Annotated in this window: 13 protein-coding genes and 3 tRNA genes; 6 read left to right on the forward strand and 10 right to left on the reverse strand. The window is 70.8% G+C overall.

From position 1 onward, the window contains the following. The first annotated feature begins 385 nt into the window (after positions 1-385). From P8T65_RS24125 to P8T65_RS24135, 3 genes are all read left to right on the forward strand, one after another. Positions 386-2413 carry a hypothetical protein gene (locus tag P8T65_RS24125; RefSeq protein WP_316727314.1) on the forward strand — a complete coding sequence of 676 codons (2028 nt, stop codon included), beginning with the start codon at positions 386-388 and terminating at the stop codon, positions 2411-2413. Positions 2414-2668: 255 nt separating this feature from the next. Then, entirely contained in the window at positions 2669-4192 is a 1524-nt protein-coding gene (locus P8T65_RS24130) for a N,N-dimethylformamidase beta subunit family domain-containing protein (RefSeq protein ID WP_316727315.1), read from the forward strand. Positions 4193-4312: 120 nt separating this feature from the next. After that, positions 4313-5212: a phosphoribosylaminoimidazolesuccinocarboxamide synthase gene (locus tag P8T65_RS24135; RefSeq protein WP_316727316.1), complete on the forward strand. Its 900-nt coding sequence runs from the start codon at positions 4313-4315 to the stop codon at positions 5210-5212. A 60-nt stretch (positions 5213-5272) separates the two neighbouring features. Here P8T65_RS24135 and P8T65_RS24140 read toward each other — a convergent pair. From P8T65_RS24140 to P8T65_RS24175, 8 genes are all read right to left on the reverse strand, one after another. Further along, positions 5273-5345: transfer RNA gene (locus P8T65_RS24140), tRNA-Gly, on the reverse strand. A gap of 23 nt (positions 5346-5368) precedes the next feature. Continuing rightward, positions 5369-6001: a response regulator transcription factor gene (locus P8T65_RS24145; RefSeq protein WP_316727317.1), complete on the reverse strand. Its 633-nt coding sequence runs from the start codon at positions 5999-6001 to the stop codon at positions 5369-5371. Next, positions 5998-7386, reverse strand: a complete 1389-nt coding sequence (locus tag P8T65_RS24150; RefSeq protein ID WP_316727318.1) for a sensor histidine kinase — start codon at positions 7384-7386, stop codon at positions 5998-6000. The genes P8T65_RS24145 and P8T65_RS24150 overlap by 4 nt, the downstream gene beginning before the upstream one ends. A gap of 13 nt (positions 7387-7399) precedes the next feature. Beyond that, positions 7400-8275 carry an ABC transporter permease gene (locus tag P8T65_RS24155; protein ID WP_399099941.1) on the reverse strand — a complete coding sequence of 292 codons (876 nt, stop codon included), beginning with the start codon at positions 8273-8275 and terminating at the stop codon, positions 7400-7402. Beyond that, entirely contained in the window at positions 8272-9372 is a 1101-nt protein-coding gene (locus tag P8T65_RS24160; protein ID WP_316727319.1) for an ABC transporter ATP-binding protein, read from the reverse strand. The genes P8T65_RS24155 and P8T65_RS24160 overlap by 4 nt, the downstream gene beginning before the upstream one ends. Positions 9373-9518: 146 nt before the next feature. After that, positions 9519-9591: transfer RNA gene (locus P8T65_RS24165), tRNA-Gly, on the reverse strand. A 78-nt stretch (positions 9592-9669) separates the two neighbouring features. Next, positions 9670-9741: transfer RNA gene (locus P8T65_RS24170), tRNA-Gly, on the reverse strand. 158 nt (positions 9742-9899) lie between these two features. Then, a complete protein-coding gene (locus tag P8T65_RS24175) occupies positions 9900-10217 on the reverse strand; it encodes an Lsr2 family protein (protein ID WP_215456724.1) in 318 nt (105 codons plus the stop codon). A gap of 353 nt (positions 10218-10570) precedes the next feature. On the opposite strand from P8T65_RS24175, the gene purS reads away from it, so the two are divergent. Genes purS through purL form a run of 3 tightly spaced genes read left to right on the forward strand, consistent with a single transcriptional unit; the run spans position 10571 to position 13766 of the window. Next, positions 10571-10834, forward strand: coding sequence for a phosphoribosylformylglycinamidine synthase subunit PurS (purS, locus tag P8T65_RS24180; RefSeq protein WP_033526749.1), 264 nt, complete (start codon positions 10571-10573; stop codon positions 10832-10834). Then, the gene (gene purQ / locus P8T65_RS24185; protein WP_184892151.1) at positions 10831-11511 is read left to right on the forward strand and encodes a phosphoribosylformylglycinamidine synthase subunit PurQ; all 681 of its coding nucleotides are present in this window, start codon (positions 10831-10833) and stop codon (positions 11509-11511) included. The genes purS and purQ overlap by 4 nt, the downstream gene beginning before the upstream one ends. Then, positions 11508-13766, forward strand: coding sequence for a phosphoribosylformylglycinamidine synthase subunit PurL (gene purL / locus P8T65_RS24190; RefSeq protein WP_316727320.1), 2259 nt, complete (start codon positions 11508-11510; stop codon positions 13764-13766). The genes purQ and purL overlap by 4 nt, the downstream gene beginning before the upstream one ends. Before the next feature lie 64 nt (positions 13767-13830). On the opposite strand, the gene P8T65_RS24195 is transcribed toward purL, so the two are convergent. Both P8T65_RS24195 and P8T65_RS24200 read right to left on the reverse strand, forming a co-directional pair. Further along, a complete protein-coding gene (locus tag P8T65_RS24195) occupies positions 13831-14415 on the reverse strand; it encodes a Uma2 family endonuclease (RefSeq protein WP_316727321.1) in 585 nt (194 codons plus the stop codon). A 478-nt stretch (positions 14416-14893) separates the two neighbouring features. Beyond that, positions 14894-15133 carry a hypothetical protein gene (locus P8T65_RS24200; protein WP_316727322.1) on the reverse strand — a complete coding sequence of 80 codons (240 nt, stop codon included), beginning with the start codon at positions 15131-15133 and terminating at the stop codon, positions 14894-14896. Positions 15134-15257: the final 124 nt, after the last annotated feature.

The raw sequence follows: 15257 nt of genomic DNA on the forward strand, positions 1-15257 counted from the left end.
CCTTCGCGACATCCGCATGCGAAGCATCACCAACGGGTACGAACCCCAGGCCCCGGCGCCCCTCGGAGACCCCCAGGAACCCCTGGAAAATTCCTCGGAATCCGGGGCCCGGTTCTTGCCCGGCGTCATTCACCTCTCCCCAAAGCCATTCCATCGAGTGAGCGATGGTCCATCCGGCTGACGGCGGCCGGGCCCCCAACTAGGGTGCGGCGCAAGCGTTCCGGCACTTGGCCCACCGGCATTGCGATGTCAGTGGTGGGTGCCACAGTGGGGGAGTGAGCAACGTCAGGGCATTCGGCGGCGACCACTTCGACGAGCAGTCGTCGCAGTCGTCGCGGTGTGCGCCACACGGGACAGCAGGGGGTGACGTCGGGTCGTGACCGGTATGGCAGATGGTGAGGAGGCGGGCGCGCAGGCCGCGCGCTCCCGGGCCCTCGCCGTGCTGCGGGTCCGCAGCAGGGCGCTGGCCGTGGCATTGCTGCCCGCGGCGGCCGCCGTCGTCCTGCTGGCCGGCAGATCGACCGGCCATCTGACCGGCCCGGGCTGGGCCATGGCGAGCTGGATGGTCTCCGGCCTCGCCGTCGTCGTGCTCCTCGCCGCCGTCGGTATCGCGCTCGTCGTCGCCCGCGCCCGGCCCGCCGTGAGCCCCACGGTCTCGATCACCGAGCAGGCGGCCCCTGATCTCTACCGCCTGGTCCGGGACCTGGCGGACCGTCTGAACGTCCCGCACCCCTCAGCGATAGCGCTCACCCCGGACTGCGACAGCTGGCTGGAGGACCGCACCCACCCGTCCCACAGTACGCCCGCGACCCGCGCGGGGACCGCCGGGCCCGAGTCGGCCGAGCGGGGCACCGGCGGCGCGGGCACCGACCGGGCCGACGAGATGACGGACGCCCGCGGATCCGCACCCGGCCTGCGCTCAGATCTGAACTCGGGGCTGAACTCGGGCCCGCGTCCAGGTGTGGAGCCCGGACCCTCCTCCCCCCGCCGACACCGCCCACCCACCGCCCCGGTGCTCGTCATCGGCTCACCCTTCCTGTGGTGGATGCGGGTCGGGGAGCTACGAGCGGTGCTGGCCCCGGTCGTCGCCGGTACGGGGCCCTCGGCGCACCCGGACATAGCCGCGGCCCGCCGTTTCGTACGCGGACTGGACGCGGCCGTGGCCGTCACCTCGTCGCCGGCGCACGGCCCGCTCGTACGGTCGGTGCTGGCGGGGGTCGGCTGGGTCACCCGGCTGCTCCTGCGCGGCTGCCGGGGGCACGCGGCGGAGATGGAGCGCGGGGTCGCCGCCGCGGCGGCCGAGCGTGCACAGGCGGTGGACTACGGTCTGCGGATCGTCGCCCAGGAGCAGGTCGGCCTGGCCTACGCGGGCTGGGACCGCCTCCTCACCCGGGTCGCGCTGCCCGCCTGGCGGATGGGGCGCTGGCCGTCCCGTCTGGACGCGGGCGTCGTCGCCGCGCTCACGGAGCTGTCCCGCCGCGACCGCCTGGCCGAGGGCTTCGCCTCCCGGCTCGGCGAGCGCCCCGCCTGCGACCTCCTCGAAGAGCCCGGCACGGTCGACGAGGCCGCGTCCCTCCTCGCGGCCCGCCTCTTCCACGGCGGCCCCGCCGAGTCCGGCGCCGACTGGTCCCCGGTCGACTGGCACGAGTACCCGGACGAGGTCGTGGACCGCAAGTGGCGCACCGACGCGGCCCGCCTCCACCGCGTCCTCGACACCCTGGGCGTCAGCCACACCGCGAGCGCCCCGAGCCCGGACCCCACCGGCCCGGCCCCGGGCGGCCCCACTCTCTCCCGGGTCCTGAACCACCTGACGACCCTGACGCGCCCCACCCCGACTCCGGCCCCCGACCCGGCGCGCGAACACAACCCCGCCCAGGAACCGAACCGGCACCACATATCCCACCTCGGTGACGACGGCCACGGCCACGACGGCGCAGGCACCGATGCTGACCACGGCCACGGCGAGCTCGGTGAGGACGACGACGAACCCGGTCTCGCCAACGCCCGGTCCGCAGGCCTCGCCGCCGCGCTGACCGCCGAGTTGGCGCGGGAGGAGGCCTCGGCCCCGGCTCCCGCGGCCCCCGCGGGAGCCGGGGCCGAGGCGCAGGGACCGGATCGGGCGCTGTGGGACGACGAACTGCTGCCGCTGTTCCCGATGCAGCCACCCCGCACGGGCCGTGAGCTGTTGGCGGAGCACGTCACCGCGATGGTCTGCTGCGCGGCGATGGACACAGCGGGCGCGACCCCGGGCCTGGACTGGCTGGACGGCCCCTCGCTCCTGGTCGGCGGCGAACGAGCGGCCGACCTCGCCCCCAAGGTGCTGACCCTCGTGGAGGACGGCGACCCCGTCCCCCTCCGCGACTGGCTCCGCCGCCTCGGCGTCCGACCGGAGAAACCGGTCCGCCTGGTCTGAGGCATGGGATGGCTGATGCGCGGGATGGTCTGCAGCACGGGATGGTCTGGCGAACGGCCGAACCACCCCGGCCGCCCACACCCCGCCGACCCGACCCAACTCCCCACCCTGAGCCACCTGTTCCACTCTCGCCATACTGCCGCCAATTAGCAACGAACGGTGACGGAGCGCGTGCGTAATGTGATGTGCTGGGACCGATCGCGTACATAGCAAGGGCTTGCGAAAGCTCACGGGGTACGAGGGAGGGGACCATTCATGGGCTCGGAGCACCACATCCGCCGTTGGGAGTCGGGCGCACTCGCCCACGCCGTGACGGACCCCTTCGGCCAGGGCCCCGTTCCCTGGCTACGGGGCAATGTGACGTACTTCGACGACACGGGCCAAGTCGTCCCCTGGTACGTGGAGCCGGGCCCGCCGGAGACCGACGCCCCGGCCAAAGGCGGCCGCACCCGCCCGCCCGCCCGCGTCCCCGCTCCCCGTACCGCACCGGGCGGCCCCCGCTCCGCCGACGACGTGCGCCGCCAGATCAAGGGCTTCACCGCGACCGGCGCCGCCGCCCCCGGTGAATCCATCGACTTCCACATCACGGTCGACCCGCCCCAGGAATTCGGCGTCGACATCTATCGCATCGGCCACTACAGCGGCGACGGCGCCGCGAAGATCACCACCAGCCCCCGCCTCTCCGGCATCGTCCAGCCCCCGCCCCTCACGGCCGACCGTACCGTCTCCTGCCATCACTGGTGGCTCTCCTGGCGGCTGCAGATCCCGAGCTACTGGAACACCGGCGCGTACGTGGCGGTGCTGACCACCGCCGACGGCTACCGCTCCCACGTGCCGTTCACCGTCCGCGACGACCGCCCGGCCGACCTGCTGCTCCTGCTCCCGGACATCACCTGGCAGGCGTACAACCTGTATCCGGAGGACGGCCGTACGGGCGCCAGCCTCTACCACGCCTGGGACGAGGAAGGCCGGCTGCTCGGTGAGTCCGACGCCGCGACGACCGTCTCCTTCGACCGCCCGTACGCCGGCGCCGGCCTCCCCCTGCACGTCGGCCACGCCTACGACTTCATCCGCTGGGCCGAGCGCTACGGCTACGACCTGGCCTACGCCGACGCCCGCGACGTGCACTCCGGCCGCGTGGACCCGGCCCGCTACCGGGGCCTGGTGTTCCCGGGCCACGACGAGTACTGGTCGCCGCAGATGCGCCGCACCGCCGAACTCGCCCGGGACGGCGGCACCTCGCTCGTCTTCCTCTCCTCCAACACCATGTACTGGCAGGTGGAGCTGGGCCCGTCCCCGTCCGGGGCCCCCGACCGTCTCCTCACCTGCCGAAAACGCCGGGGTCCCGGCAAACCCGCACTGTGGCGCGAAATCGACCGCCCCGAGCAGCAGTTGATGGGGATCCAGTACGAGGGCCGGGTCCCCGACCCCCACCCCCTGATCGTGCGCAACGCCGACCACTGGCTCTGGGACGCGACCGGCGCCCACGAGAACGACGAGCTGGAGGGCATGGTCGCCGGTGAGGCCGACCGCTACTTCCCGCGCACGCCGCTCCCCGAGCACCAGGGCCGCATCCTCCTCGCCCACTCCCCGTACCGGGTCGCCGACGACGTCGTCCGCCACCAGGAGACCTCCCTCTACCGAGCCCCCTCCGGTGCCTGGGTCTTCGCGTCCGGGACGTTCGCATGGTCCCCCGCCCTGGACCGACCGGGCCACGTCGACACCCGGGTCCAGCGAGCCACCGCGAACCTCCTGGACCGCATCTGCAAACGTGACTGAGTCCCGTACCGGGTCCACTGCCAGGTCCCGTGCCGACTCTCTGCGAGGCAACCCCGGGCAGGACCGGTCGCCCTCATACGGGAGAATCGAGCCACTTGGACATCACCACGGGGAGGAACCGTGTCCGGATTCGTAGAAAAGCCCGAGCCGATCCAGGTTCCGGGCCTGGTGCACCTGCACACCGGCAAGGTGCGCGAGCTGTACCAGAACGAGGCGGGCGACCTCGTGATGGTCGCCAGCGATCGAACGTCCGCGTTCGACTGGGTACTGCCGACGGAGATCCCCGACAAGGGCCGGGTCCTGACGCAGCTGTCCCTCTGGTGGTTCGACCAGCTCGCCGACCTGGTCCCGAACCACGTCCTGAGCACCGAGCTCCCGCCGGGCGCCCCCGCCGACTGGGCGGGCCGCACCCTCATCTGCAAGTCGCTCACGATGGTCCCGGTCGAGGCCGTCGCCCGCGGCTATCTCACCGGCTCGGGCCTGGTGGAGTACAACGACTCCCGCACGGTCTGCGGTCTCGCCCTCCCCGAGGGCCTGGTCGACGGCTCGGAGCTGCCGGCGCCGATCTTCACCCCGGCCACCAAGGCCGCCGTCGGCGAGCACGACGAGAACGTGTCGTACGAGGAGGTCGCCCGCCAGGTCGGCGCCGAGACCGCCGCACAGCTGCGCCAGACGACGCTCGCCGTGTACAGCCGGGCCCGCGACATCGCCCGTGACCGGGGGATCATCCTGGCCGACACCAAGTTCGAGTTCGGCTACGAGGGCGACTCCCTCGTCCTCGCCGACGAGGTGCTCACCCCGGACTCCTCCCGCTTCTGGCCGGCGGACCTCTGGGAGCCGGGCCACGCCCAGCCGTCCTTCGACAAGCAGTTCGTCCGGGACTGGCTGACCTCGGAGGCCTCGGGCTGGGACCGCAAGAGCGAGCAGCCCCCGCCGCCGCTGCCGGAGGAGATCGTCGCCGCGACCCGAGCCAAGTACGTGGAAGCGTACGAGCGCCTGACGGGCACGAGCTGGAGCTAGCGCACAGCATGCCGGACACGAAGAAGACCCCGGTCCACTGGACCGGGGTCTTCTCTGCCGAGCGGACGACCAGGTTCGAACTGGCGACCTCAACCTTGGCAAGGTTGCGCTCTACCAACTGAGCTACGTCCGCGCTGCGCCGTGGCGCGAGGCCTACTATACCCAACCTCGCTCCCGGGCGAGCCGCACCGCCGCATGCCGGTTCTCCACGCCGAGCTTGGAGACGGCCGACGACAGATAGTTCCGGACGGTCCCCTGGGACAGCGCGGCCCGGTCGGCGATCTCCGCGACGGGCGCACCGTCGGCGGCGAATTCGAGCACCTCGGCCTCCCGCGCGGTCAGCGGCGAGTCCCCGGAGGAGATCGCGTCGGCCGCCAACTCCGGGTCCACATAACGGTTCCCCGCGTGCACGGTCCGGATGATCTCCGCCAGCCGCTGCGCGCTGACGGTCTTGGGGACGAAACCGCGCACACCCGCTTCAAGCGCCCGCTTCAGATGTCCCGGCCGGCCATGACCGGTCACGATCAGCACGCGGCAGTCCGGCAGTTCGGCCCGCAGCGATGTGGCGACCCTCACACCGTCCGCGCCCGGCATCTGCAGGTCCAGGACCGCGACATCCGGTTCGTGGGCCCGCGCCATCGCCAACGCCTCCGGCCCGCTCGCCGCCTCCGCGACCACCACCAGGTCGTCCTCCAACCCCAGCAGCGCGGCCAGCGCCCCCCGGATCAGATGTTCGTCGTCGGCCAGCAGCAGCCGCACCCGCCGCCCCGCCTCCGTCACGTCGGTCATGAAGTGCTCTCCCGTACCGCAGCCGACCCGACGACTGCCCCCGCACCCCGCGCCGCCGCGCCTGCTTCCTGCGCCTGCGCTTTCGCCTTCGCCGAGTCGGCAGTCTCCGCCGAATCCGTCGAGTACGCCGCCCCAGTAGCCCCAGTAGCCCTAGTAGCCTCCGTAGTCCTCAGCGGCACCCGGGCCACCACCCGGAACGCCTCGCCGCCCACCGGACCTGCCTCCAGCGTCCCGTCCACGACCGCCAGCCGCTCCCGCAGCCCGGCGAGCCCCGATCCGGCGCGGGAACCGGACCCCACCTCCTCCTGGCCGCCGCCCACCTGGAACCCGTCGTTCTCCACGGTCAGCACCACCTGCCCCTCTCCCACCCGCAGCGCCACAGCGCACTGACCGGCGTTCCCGTGCCGCAGCACGTTCGTCGTCGCCTCCCGCACCACCCAGGCGAGCGCGGACTGCACCTCGCCGGGCAGCCCGGCGGTGTCCGCCCCGTCGACCGAGCAGTCGATGCCGGCTGCCGCCAACACACCCTGTGCACCGGAGAGTTCGACGCCGAGGTCGGCCTCCCGATACCCCCGTACGACCTCCCGCACCTCGCGCTGCGACTCATGGGCGATCCGCTGAACCTCGATCATCTGCTCGATGGCCTCGGGCCGTTCCCGGCGGGCCAGTTGGACGGCCAGCTCGCTCTTCAGCGCGATGACCGCGAGGTTGCGGCCCATCACGTCGTGCAGGTCGCGCCCGAAGCGCAACCGCTCCTCGGCGACGGCGAGACGGGTGCGGGTGTCGCGGGCGTCGTCGAGTTCGTAGACCGCCCTGAGGAGCCAGACGGAGAAGACGGCGGTGAAGGCGAAGAACGCGGTGCTGACCAGCACCAGAACCGTCGCGGCCAGCGCGTCGCCCGCGTCCGAGCCCAGGGCGAGGGCCAGTGCTCCGGAGCCGCCCGCGAAGCCCGCGATCAGGTGGAGCACGCGCTGCCGCTCGCGGATGCCGAGCGTGATGAGGCCGAGGCCGAACATCAGCACCCCGCCGAACATCGAGCCCAGCACGGTGGCCGTGGCATCGTCCTTCTCACGGTCGCCGAGAGCGAACGCGAGGCCGCCGAGCACCACGCTGACCACGCCGAGGGCCCACATGAGCCGCAACGGCTGCTCGCGGGTGCCCCGCACCCAGTCGAGTGCGTGCGCCGCGGTCGCCGCGCCGAGTGCCGCGTGCACGCCGACCAGCACGAACAGCCAGCTCGACTGCGACAGCGGAGCCTTGCTCAGCAGGGGCAGTCCGAACGCGACGATCTCGAACACCGCGAACGAGTGGAACGACCACCGCGTGTACGTCTCCACCTTGGCCGGTGTGCTCTTCGCCCGCCACCAGGCCCCCGGCCCCCGCATGACTCAACTCCCCTCATCGGCGCGGTTCCCAGCGGAACCACCGCCGTACAGCAAACACCGCGAGCACGGTCCAGGCCAGTGCGGTGGCGACGGCGCCCAGGGCGTCGTACGCGGACAGGTCGCCGGTCCAGCCGCCGCGCACCAGCGTGATGACGGGGCTGAGCGGCAGCAGTTCGCAGACGGACGCCACACGGTCGGGCAGCACTTCGAGCGGCACGGTGATGCCCGACCCCAGCAGGGAGACGAACATCAGCGGCAGGCTGGTGACCTGGGCGCTCTCTGCGGTACGGCTGATGCTCGCGGTGACCGCCGCCAGCGCCACGCACATCACGACACCGAGCAGCACACCCAGGACGGCCAGGTGCGGCGCGGGCGGCGCTTGGAGGTCGAGCAGGACCGTGCAGCCGATCGCGAGGAGCAGGCACTGCACGAGGGCGATGCCGACGGCGGGCAGTGCGGCCCCGACCAGGATCTCCGGATCGCGCAGCTCACCGGTCCGCAGCCGCTTGAGGACGAGTTCCTCGCGGCGTACGACGTAGATGTTGGTGAGGGCGGTGTAGATCGCGAAGAGCAGCGAGAAGCCGACGGCGGCGGGGAGGATGACCATCCCGACGCTCAGGCCCGCCTCCGCCAGGTCCATCTGGTCGGTCGCCGACCGGACGCTGAGCGGTAGCAGGAGCGGGACGAACAGCGCCGAGATCAGCGTGGCCCGGCTGCGCCCCAGCAGCGTCAGCTCGGCTCGGGCGAGCGCGGTCATCCGGCCCCGCAGGGTCGTGGTCCCGGCGGTGACGACAGCCCTCGCACCCGTCGTGCCCGCGCCCGCACCCGTCGTGCCCGCGCCCGCACCGGTGGTGCCCGCGGTCGTGGCCTTGCCTGTGGTCGTGCTCATGCCCTCGTCCCGCCCTTGCGCGATCCCATGCCCGAAAGGAGCCCCGAGCCCGTACGCGATCCGGTTCCCGCCCCGGCGCCCGGACCCCTCCCCTGTCCCTTGCCGGTCCCGGGCCCACCGCCGGACTCCGCATCCGCGCCCGCACCCGCACGCGCGGCCCCCGCCGCCTCCGCCGTCTCCCGCGCGATCCGCAGGAACGCCTCTTCCAGCGAGGCGGACCGCACCTCCAGCCGGCGCAGTTCGACCCGGGACCGCTCGGCCCACAGCAGCAGCCCGGTGGCCGCCCTCTGGAGTTCGTTCGTGCGCAGCACGACCACGCGATCGTGCTCCTCGTGCCCGGTGACACCGAGTTCGCCGAGCGGTGGCAGGTCGCCGAGGAAGTACCCGGTGGGCAGTTCGAAGGAGATGCGGGACGGCTGGGACGCGGTCACCTCGGCCGGGGTGCCGGTCGCGGCGACGACGCCCTCGTGGAGGATGGCGAGCCGGTCGGCCAGGTCCTCCGCCTCTTCCAGGTAGTGCGTGGTGAGCAGCACGGTCGTCCCCGCGTCGCGCAGCTCCCGCACCAGTTCCCAGGTGTCCTGGCGGCCCTCCGCGTCCAGTCCGGTGGTGGGCTCGTCCAGGAACAGGACCTCGGGGCGCCCGAGGAGCGCGAGCGCCAGGTCGAGGCGCCGCTTCTCACCCCCGGACAACTGCTTGACCCGTACGCCGGCCCGCCGCCCGAGCCCGACGATGTCCAGGGCCTCGCCGACCGGCCGCGCCCCGCTGGTGCAGCCGGCCCACATCCGTACCGTCTCCGCGACGGTCAGCTCCGAGGGGAAGCCGCCTTCCTGGAGCATCACGCCGATCCGGGGGCGCACGGCCGCGCGTTCCCCGTGGGGGTCGTGCCCGAGGACCCGCACCCGGCCGCCGGACGGCGGTGCGAGGCCCTCCAGCAGTTCGACCGTCGATGTCTTCCCCGCGCCGTTGGTGCCGAGCAGCGCGAAGAGTTCTCCCCGGGCGACGGAGAAGGTGATCCCCCGTACGGCCTCGAAACCGCCCCCGTACACGCGCCGCAGGTCGGTGACCTCGATCACGTCCTCGTGCCCGTTCGTTTTCATGTCTCCAGCGTCCCGGCGGCACAGGACGGTAGGCAGTGCGCGGTGTCATCACTCGACATGACAAATGTCAGACGAAAGATCAGCAGCTCTACGGTGGGGAACACAAAGAAGACCCCGGTCCAGTGGACCGGGGTCTTGCTTTCCAGAGCGGACGACGAGGCTCGAACTCGCGACCTCAACCTTGGCAAGGTTGCGCTCTACCAACTGAGCTACGTCCGCATTGCCTCCGACCGGCTCCCACCGATCGGCGCGAAGACCACATTACCTGATCCACTGGAGTGGTTGGTAAGTGATCAGAGCGGGTGACAGGAATTGCACACTGCGCCTTCCCCCTGGAAGGGGGATGTTCTACTACTGAACTACACCCGCGTGACTCCGGTGAGCCGGGCCTTTCGGCCTTGCCCCTCGGCGTGCTCCAGACTCTATCTGATCCGCCGGGGGGCAACGCAAGTCGGTTGTCCCCGGGGTCCAAGTCGGCCGCCCCCGGGGCCCGCTGACGGGCCCTGAGGGCGGCAGGCGCCGGGCGGCTACTGCGCCTCGGCGAACGCCTCGTAGACCTTCTTGGGGATCCGGCCGCGCGCGGGGACCTCCAGCTTGTTGGCCTGGGCCCAGGCGCGCACGGCCGCCGGGTCCGGGGCGACCTGGGTCTGCTTGTACGCCTTGCCCGACTTCGACCGCTTGCGGCCGGCCTCGACGTAGGGCGCGAGCGCCTTACGCAGTTTCTTGGCATTGGCTTCGTTCAGGTCGATCTCGTACGACTTGCCGTCGAGTCCGAAGGCGATCGTCTCCGCCGCTTCCGAGCCGTCGATGTCGTCGGAGAGAGTGACCACGACACGCTGCGCCACGAATATCGGTCCCTTCGTGCGACATCTCTCCGGTTGACGTGCCCTGACGTCAGGAAGATGTCGGCTGTCCGGCTGTTAATTGGGCAAAGTATCGGCTATTGCCAATTCATTTGTACAGTGCCCGGCATTGCAATGTGAAGACAGACTTAATCTGCCCGCGTGTCCCTCGCGCAATAGGGTTCCGGGATCTTTCCCGGAAGTTTTCGTCAGGGTGATCGTCCGATACCTGATCGTGACCGCCATCACCGGCAATCCCTGTAGTTTCCTACGAATCTACCCGCGTAGAAATTTCGTACGGGTAGTCTGAAGGCACCTGTAGGAACCTGCTCAGCACCACAACACCGGGAGTGCCAGTGGCACGCGTCGTAGTCGACGTCATGCTCAAGCCGGAGATCCTCGACCCCCAGGGCCAGGCGGTGCAGCGCGCGCTGCCGCGCCTCGGTTTCGAGGGCGTCTCCGACGTACGTCAGGGAAAGCGATTCGAACTGGAAGTTGACGGACCGGTGGACGACGCCGCGCTCGCCCGCATCCATGAGCTGGCGGAATCCTTCCTCGCCAACACCGTGATCGAGGACTTCACCGTCAAGGTGGAGGAAGTCGCGGAGGTCGGAAAGTGACCGCACGTATTGGTGTCGTCACTTTTCCCGGCAGCCTCGACGACCGGGACACCCAGCGTGCGATCAGGCTCGCCGGTGCCGAACCCGTCGCTCTCTGGCACAAGGACAAGGACCTCCACCAGGTCGACGCCGTGGTGCTGTGCGGCGGGTTTTCCTACGGTGACTATCTGCGTGCCGGAGCCATCGCGCGCTTCTCGCCGGTGATGGAGACGCTCATCGAGCAGGCGAAGGCCGGACTGCCGGTCCTCGGCATCTGCAACGGCTTCCAGATCCTCACCGAGGCGCACCTCCTGCCGGGCACGATGCTGCGCAACGACCACCTGCACTTCATCTGCCGCGACCAGAAGCTGCGGGTGGAGAACGCCGAGACCGCCTGGACGACCGACTACACGGCCGGCCAGGAGATCCACATCCCGCTGAAGAACAACGACGGCCAGTACGTCGCCGACGCGTACACGCTCGACAAGCTGGAGGCGGAGGGCCGTGTCGCCTTCCGGTACCTCGACTTCAACCCCAACGGCTCCCAGCGGGACATCGCCGGCGTCACCAACGAGGCCGGGAACGTCGTGGGCCTCATGCCGCACCCGGAGCACGCCGTGGAGCCGCTGATCGGCACCGGCCGCACCGACGGCCTCCCCTTCTTCACCTCGATCCTCAAGAAGCTGGTCAACGTATGAGCCGGACGCCTCTGGACACGGTCGAGCACGCGGCCGCGACCCCCGACGTCGAGCTGCCCTGGGCCGAACTGGGCCTGAAGAAGGACGAGTACGAGCGCGTCGTCGAGATCCTCGGCCGCCGGCCCACCGGTGCCGAGCTCGCCATGTACTCGGTCATGTGGTCCGAGCACTGCTCGTACAAGTCGTCGAAGGTGCACCTGCGCCAGTTCGGCGAGAAGGCGCCCCAGTCCGACGCCCTGCTCGTCGGCATCGGCGAGAACGCGGGCGTGGTCGACGTCGGCCAGGGCTACGCGGTCACCTTCAAGGTCGAGTCGCACAACCACCCCTCCTACGTCGAGCCCTACCAGGGCGCGGCCACGGGTGTCGGCGGCATCGTGCGCGACATCATCGCGATGGGCGCCCGCCCGGTCGCCGTCGTCGACCCGCTGCGCTTCGGCGCGGCGGACCACCCCGACACCAAGCGCGTCCTCCCGGGTGTCGTCGCCGGCATCGGAGGCTACGGCAACTGCCTGGGCCTGCCGAACATCGGCGGTGAGGTCGTCTTCGACGCCTGCTACCAGGGCAACCCGCTGGTCAACGCCGGTGCCATCGGCGTCATGCGGCACGAGGACATCCACCTCGCGAAGGCCTCCGGCGCCGGCAACAAGGTCATCCTCTACGGGGCCCGCACGGGCGGCGACGGCATCGGCGGCGCCTCGATCCTGGCGAGCGAGACCTTCGACGACGCCAAGCCGTCGAAGCGCCCCGCCGTCCAGGTCGGCGACCCCTTCCAGGAGAAGCTCCTCATCGAGTGCACCCTGGAGGCCTTCCAGGAGAAGCTGGTCGTCGGCATCCAGGACCTCGGCGCGGCGGGCCTGTCCTGCGCGACGAGCGAGCTGGCGTCCAACGGCTCCGGCGGCATGCGCGTCACCCTCGACGACGTGCCCCTGCGCGACTCGACCCTCTCGCCCGAGGAAATCCTCATGAGCGAGTCGCAGGAACGCATGTGCGCGGTCGTGGAGCCCGAGAAGGTCGACCGCTTCCTCGCGATCTGCGACAAGTGGGATGTCATCGCCACGGTCATCGGCGAGGTCACCGACGGCGACCGCCTGGAGATCTACTGGCACGGCGGCAAGATCGTCGACGTCGACCCGCGCACGGTCGCGCACGACGGCCCGGTCTACGAGCGCCCGTACGCCCGCCCGTCCTGGCAGGACGAGCTCCAGGCGGACGACGCGAACAAGCTGCCGCGTCCGGCGACGAGCGGGGAGCTGCGGGAGCAGGTCCTGAAGCTGGTGGCCTCCCCGAACCAGGCCTCCAAGTCCTGGATCACCAGCCAGTACGACCACTTCGTGCAGGGCAACACGGTCCTCGCCCAGCCCGAGGACTCCGGCATGATCCGCGTCGACGAGGAGAGCGGCCTCGGTGTCGCCATCGCGACCGACGGCAACGGCCGCTACGCCAAGCTGGACCCGTACCACGGTGCCCAGCTGGCCCTGGCGGAGGCGTACCGCAACGTGGCCACCACCGGCGCCAAGCCGCTGGCTGTCTCCGACTGCCTGAACTTCGGCTCGCCGGAGGACCCGGCGGTCATGTGGCAGTTCGCCGAGGCCGTACGCGGTCTGGCGGACGCCTGCCAGCAGCTGGGCACCCCGGTGACCGGCGGCAACGTCTCCCTCTACAACCAGACGGGCGAGGTGGCCATCCACCCCACCCCGGTCGTCGCCGTCCTGGGCGTCATCGACGACGTGGCCCGGCGCACGCCGGTCGCCTTCCAGGAGGAGGGCCAGCTGCTCTACCTGCTCGGCGACACCCGTGAGGAGTTCGGCGGCTCGGCCTGGTCCCAGGTCGTCCACGACCACCTCGGCGGACTGCCCCCGCAGGTCGACCTGGAGCGCGAGCGTCTGCTGGCCGAGATCCTGATCTCCGCCTCCCGTGACGGCATGATCGACTCCGCGCACGACCTCTCCGACGGCGGCCTGATCCAGGCGGTCGTGGAGTCGGCGCTGCTCGGCGGCAAGGGCGCGCGCCTGATCGTCCCGGACGGCCTGGACGCGTTCACCTTCCTCCTGTCGGAGTCGGCCGGACGGGCCGTCGTGGCCGTCCCCCGCTCCGAGGAGGTCCGCTTCAACGACATGTGCGGCGCCCGGGGGCTCCCGGTCACGCGCATCGGTGTCGTGGACGGTGACACGGTCGAGATCCAGGGCGAGTTCACGCTCACGCTGGAGGAGCTGCGGGTCGCCCACGAGGGCACGATCCCGGCGCTGCTCGCGTAGGTCTTCGTACGACGGTGACGGCCCCGCCGGATGCATCCGGCGGGGCCGTCACCGCGTCTTGGGGTCAGCGGACGTAGTTCCTGAGGATCTCCGTGTCTAGTTCGATCCCGACCGGATCGGGAACGGACACCTTCTCGCCGAACTTCGCGGTGCGCACGTCGCGGTAACCGCCGACCAGCCGGTCCGGGCTGCTGTGCACGGTGACGGTGCACGAGTCCCTGTCGATCAGCAGGTACAGAGGGATTCCGGACTGCCCGTACGCGGCCGGCTTCTCGTGCCGGTCCCGCCGGTCGGTGTCGGAGTCGTACGAGGTGACCTCGACGACCATGAGGGCACCGTCGGGGTCGGCCCACTCGCCGTGTCCCGCGAAGTGGGCTTCGGGAGTGATCACCGCATCCGGTTTCGCTCTGCCCTGTCGGTAGGACTCGACCCTGAGCCCTCGGCCCTGATACAGGTCCAGGTCGGGCCTGGCCTGCATACAGCGCCGCGCAAGCCACGTCACGATCGTGTCGTGGTCTCCGTCCGCCACCTTCTTGACCCCGATCTGTCCGTTGATGAACTCCAACGTGACGGTCTCGGGAGCAGCGGACGCGATCGTTTCGAACTCCTCCACCGACATCTGAGACGTGCGCTCGGCCATAACCGTCATGTTGCCCCCCTTTCCAGGCGAAGGCCAGTGTCGCCAGCGGGCGTCGGAGCCGGGCCCACTTCGCCTTCGATCACACCTTCGGGTGACCACCCGCCCCAGTCCGCGCAGTCCCGGCACGCGTACTCCGTACGTCCTGGCCCCGAGCCCCCGTGGACGAAGGCCACGGGGACCGGCTTCTCGGCCGGGCACTGGCAGCGCGAACAGAGCCGGGTTCGGCGGAGGCAGTCGGCGCACATCCGTCCCGTGCGCTCCAGGGTGCCGTAGCGCAGGAAGGGGCGCGGCCGGTGCCGCAGATCGTGCACAGGAGTTCGGGGCTCATTCCCTCAGCAGCGGCAGGCATGATCGCCCCTTTGCTCACTGCTCGTGGCCGGGTGGGGCCCGGACACGCCCCAGCCCAACAGCGGCGCCGACGGCTCTGGTTGTACGACGCGCACCGGCCGCCGCCGCACCAGCCGCCCGAGCCTCCGCAGCAGCGCCCTCACGGCTGGCCTTCCCCGGCGAGGAGTTCCGTCTCCTCGACGAGCGACTGCCGCTCGGTGCAGTCGTCCAGCCGTGACCAGAGATACGGCCGCTCGTCCACATCGACCTGTCCATAGCCGGACCCGACCTGCACGACGACCCCCTCGAACGGTTCGGGCCGCTCACGGCGGAGGAGATCGGGCGGGACGTACGTGACACCGCGCACGCGGTCACCGACGCGGAAGCGGGAGGTGGGCATGGGGTTTGCCGCCTTTCGGGTGGGGTGTCCTGGGACCACTGTTAGGCGGCGGGAGTCCGACGGCAATCGAACGTGGGAATCCCTGATTAAGTGGTATATGCCGGAAGGTAGGCAAGAGCATGCG

The sequence above is a fragment of the Streptomyces sp. 11x1 genome, assembly GCF_032598905.1.
GTDB lineage: Bacteria > Actinomycetota > Actinomycetes > Streptomycetales > Streptomycetaceae > Streptomyces.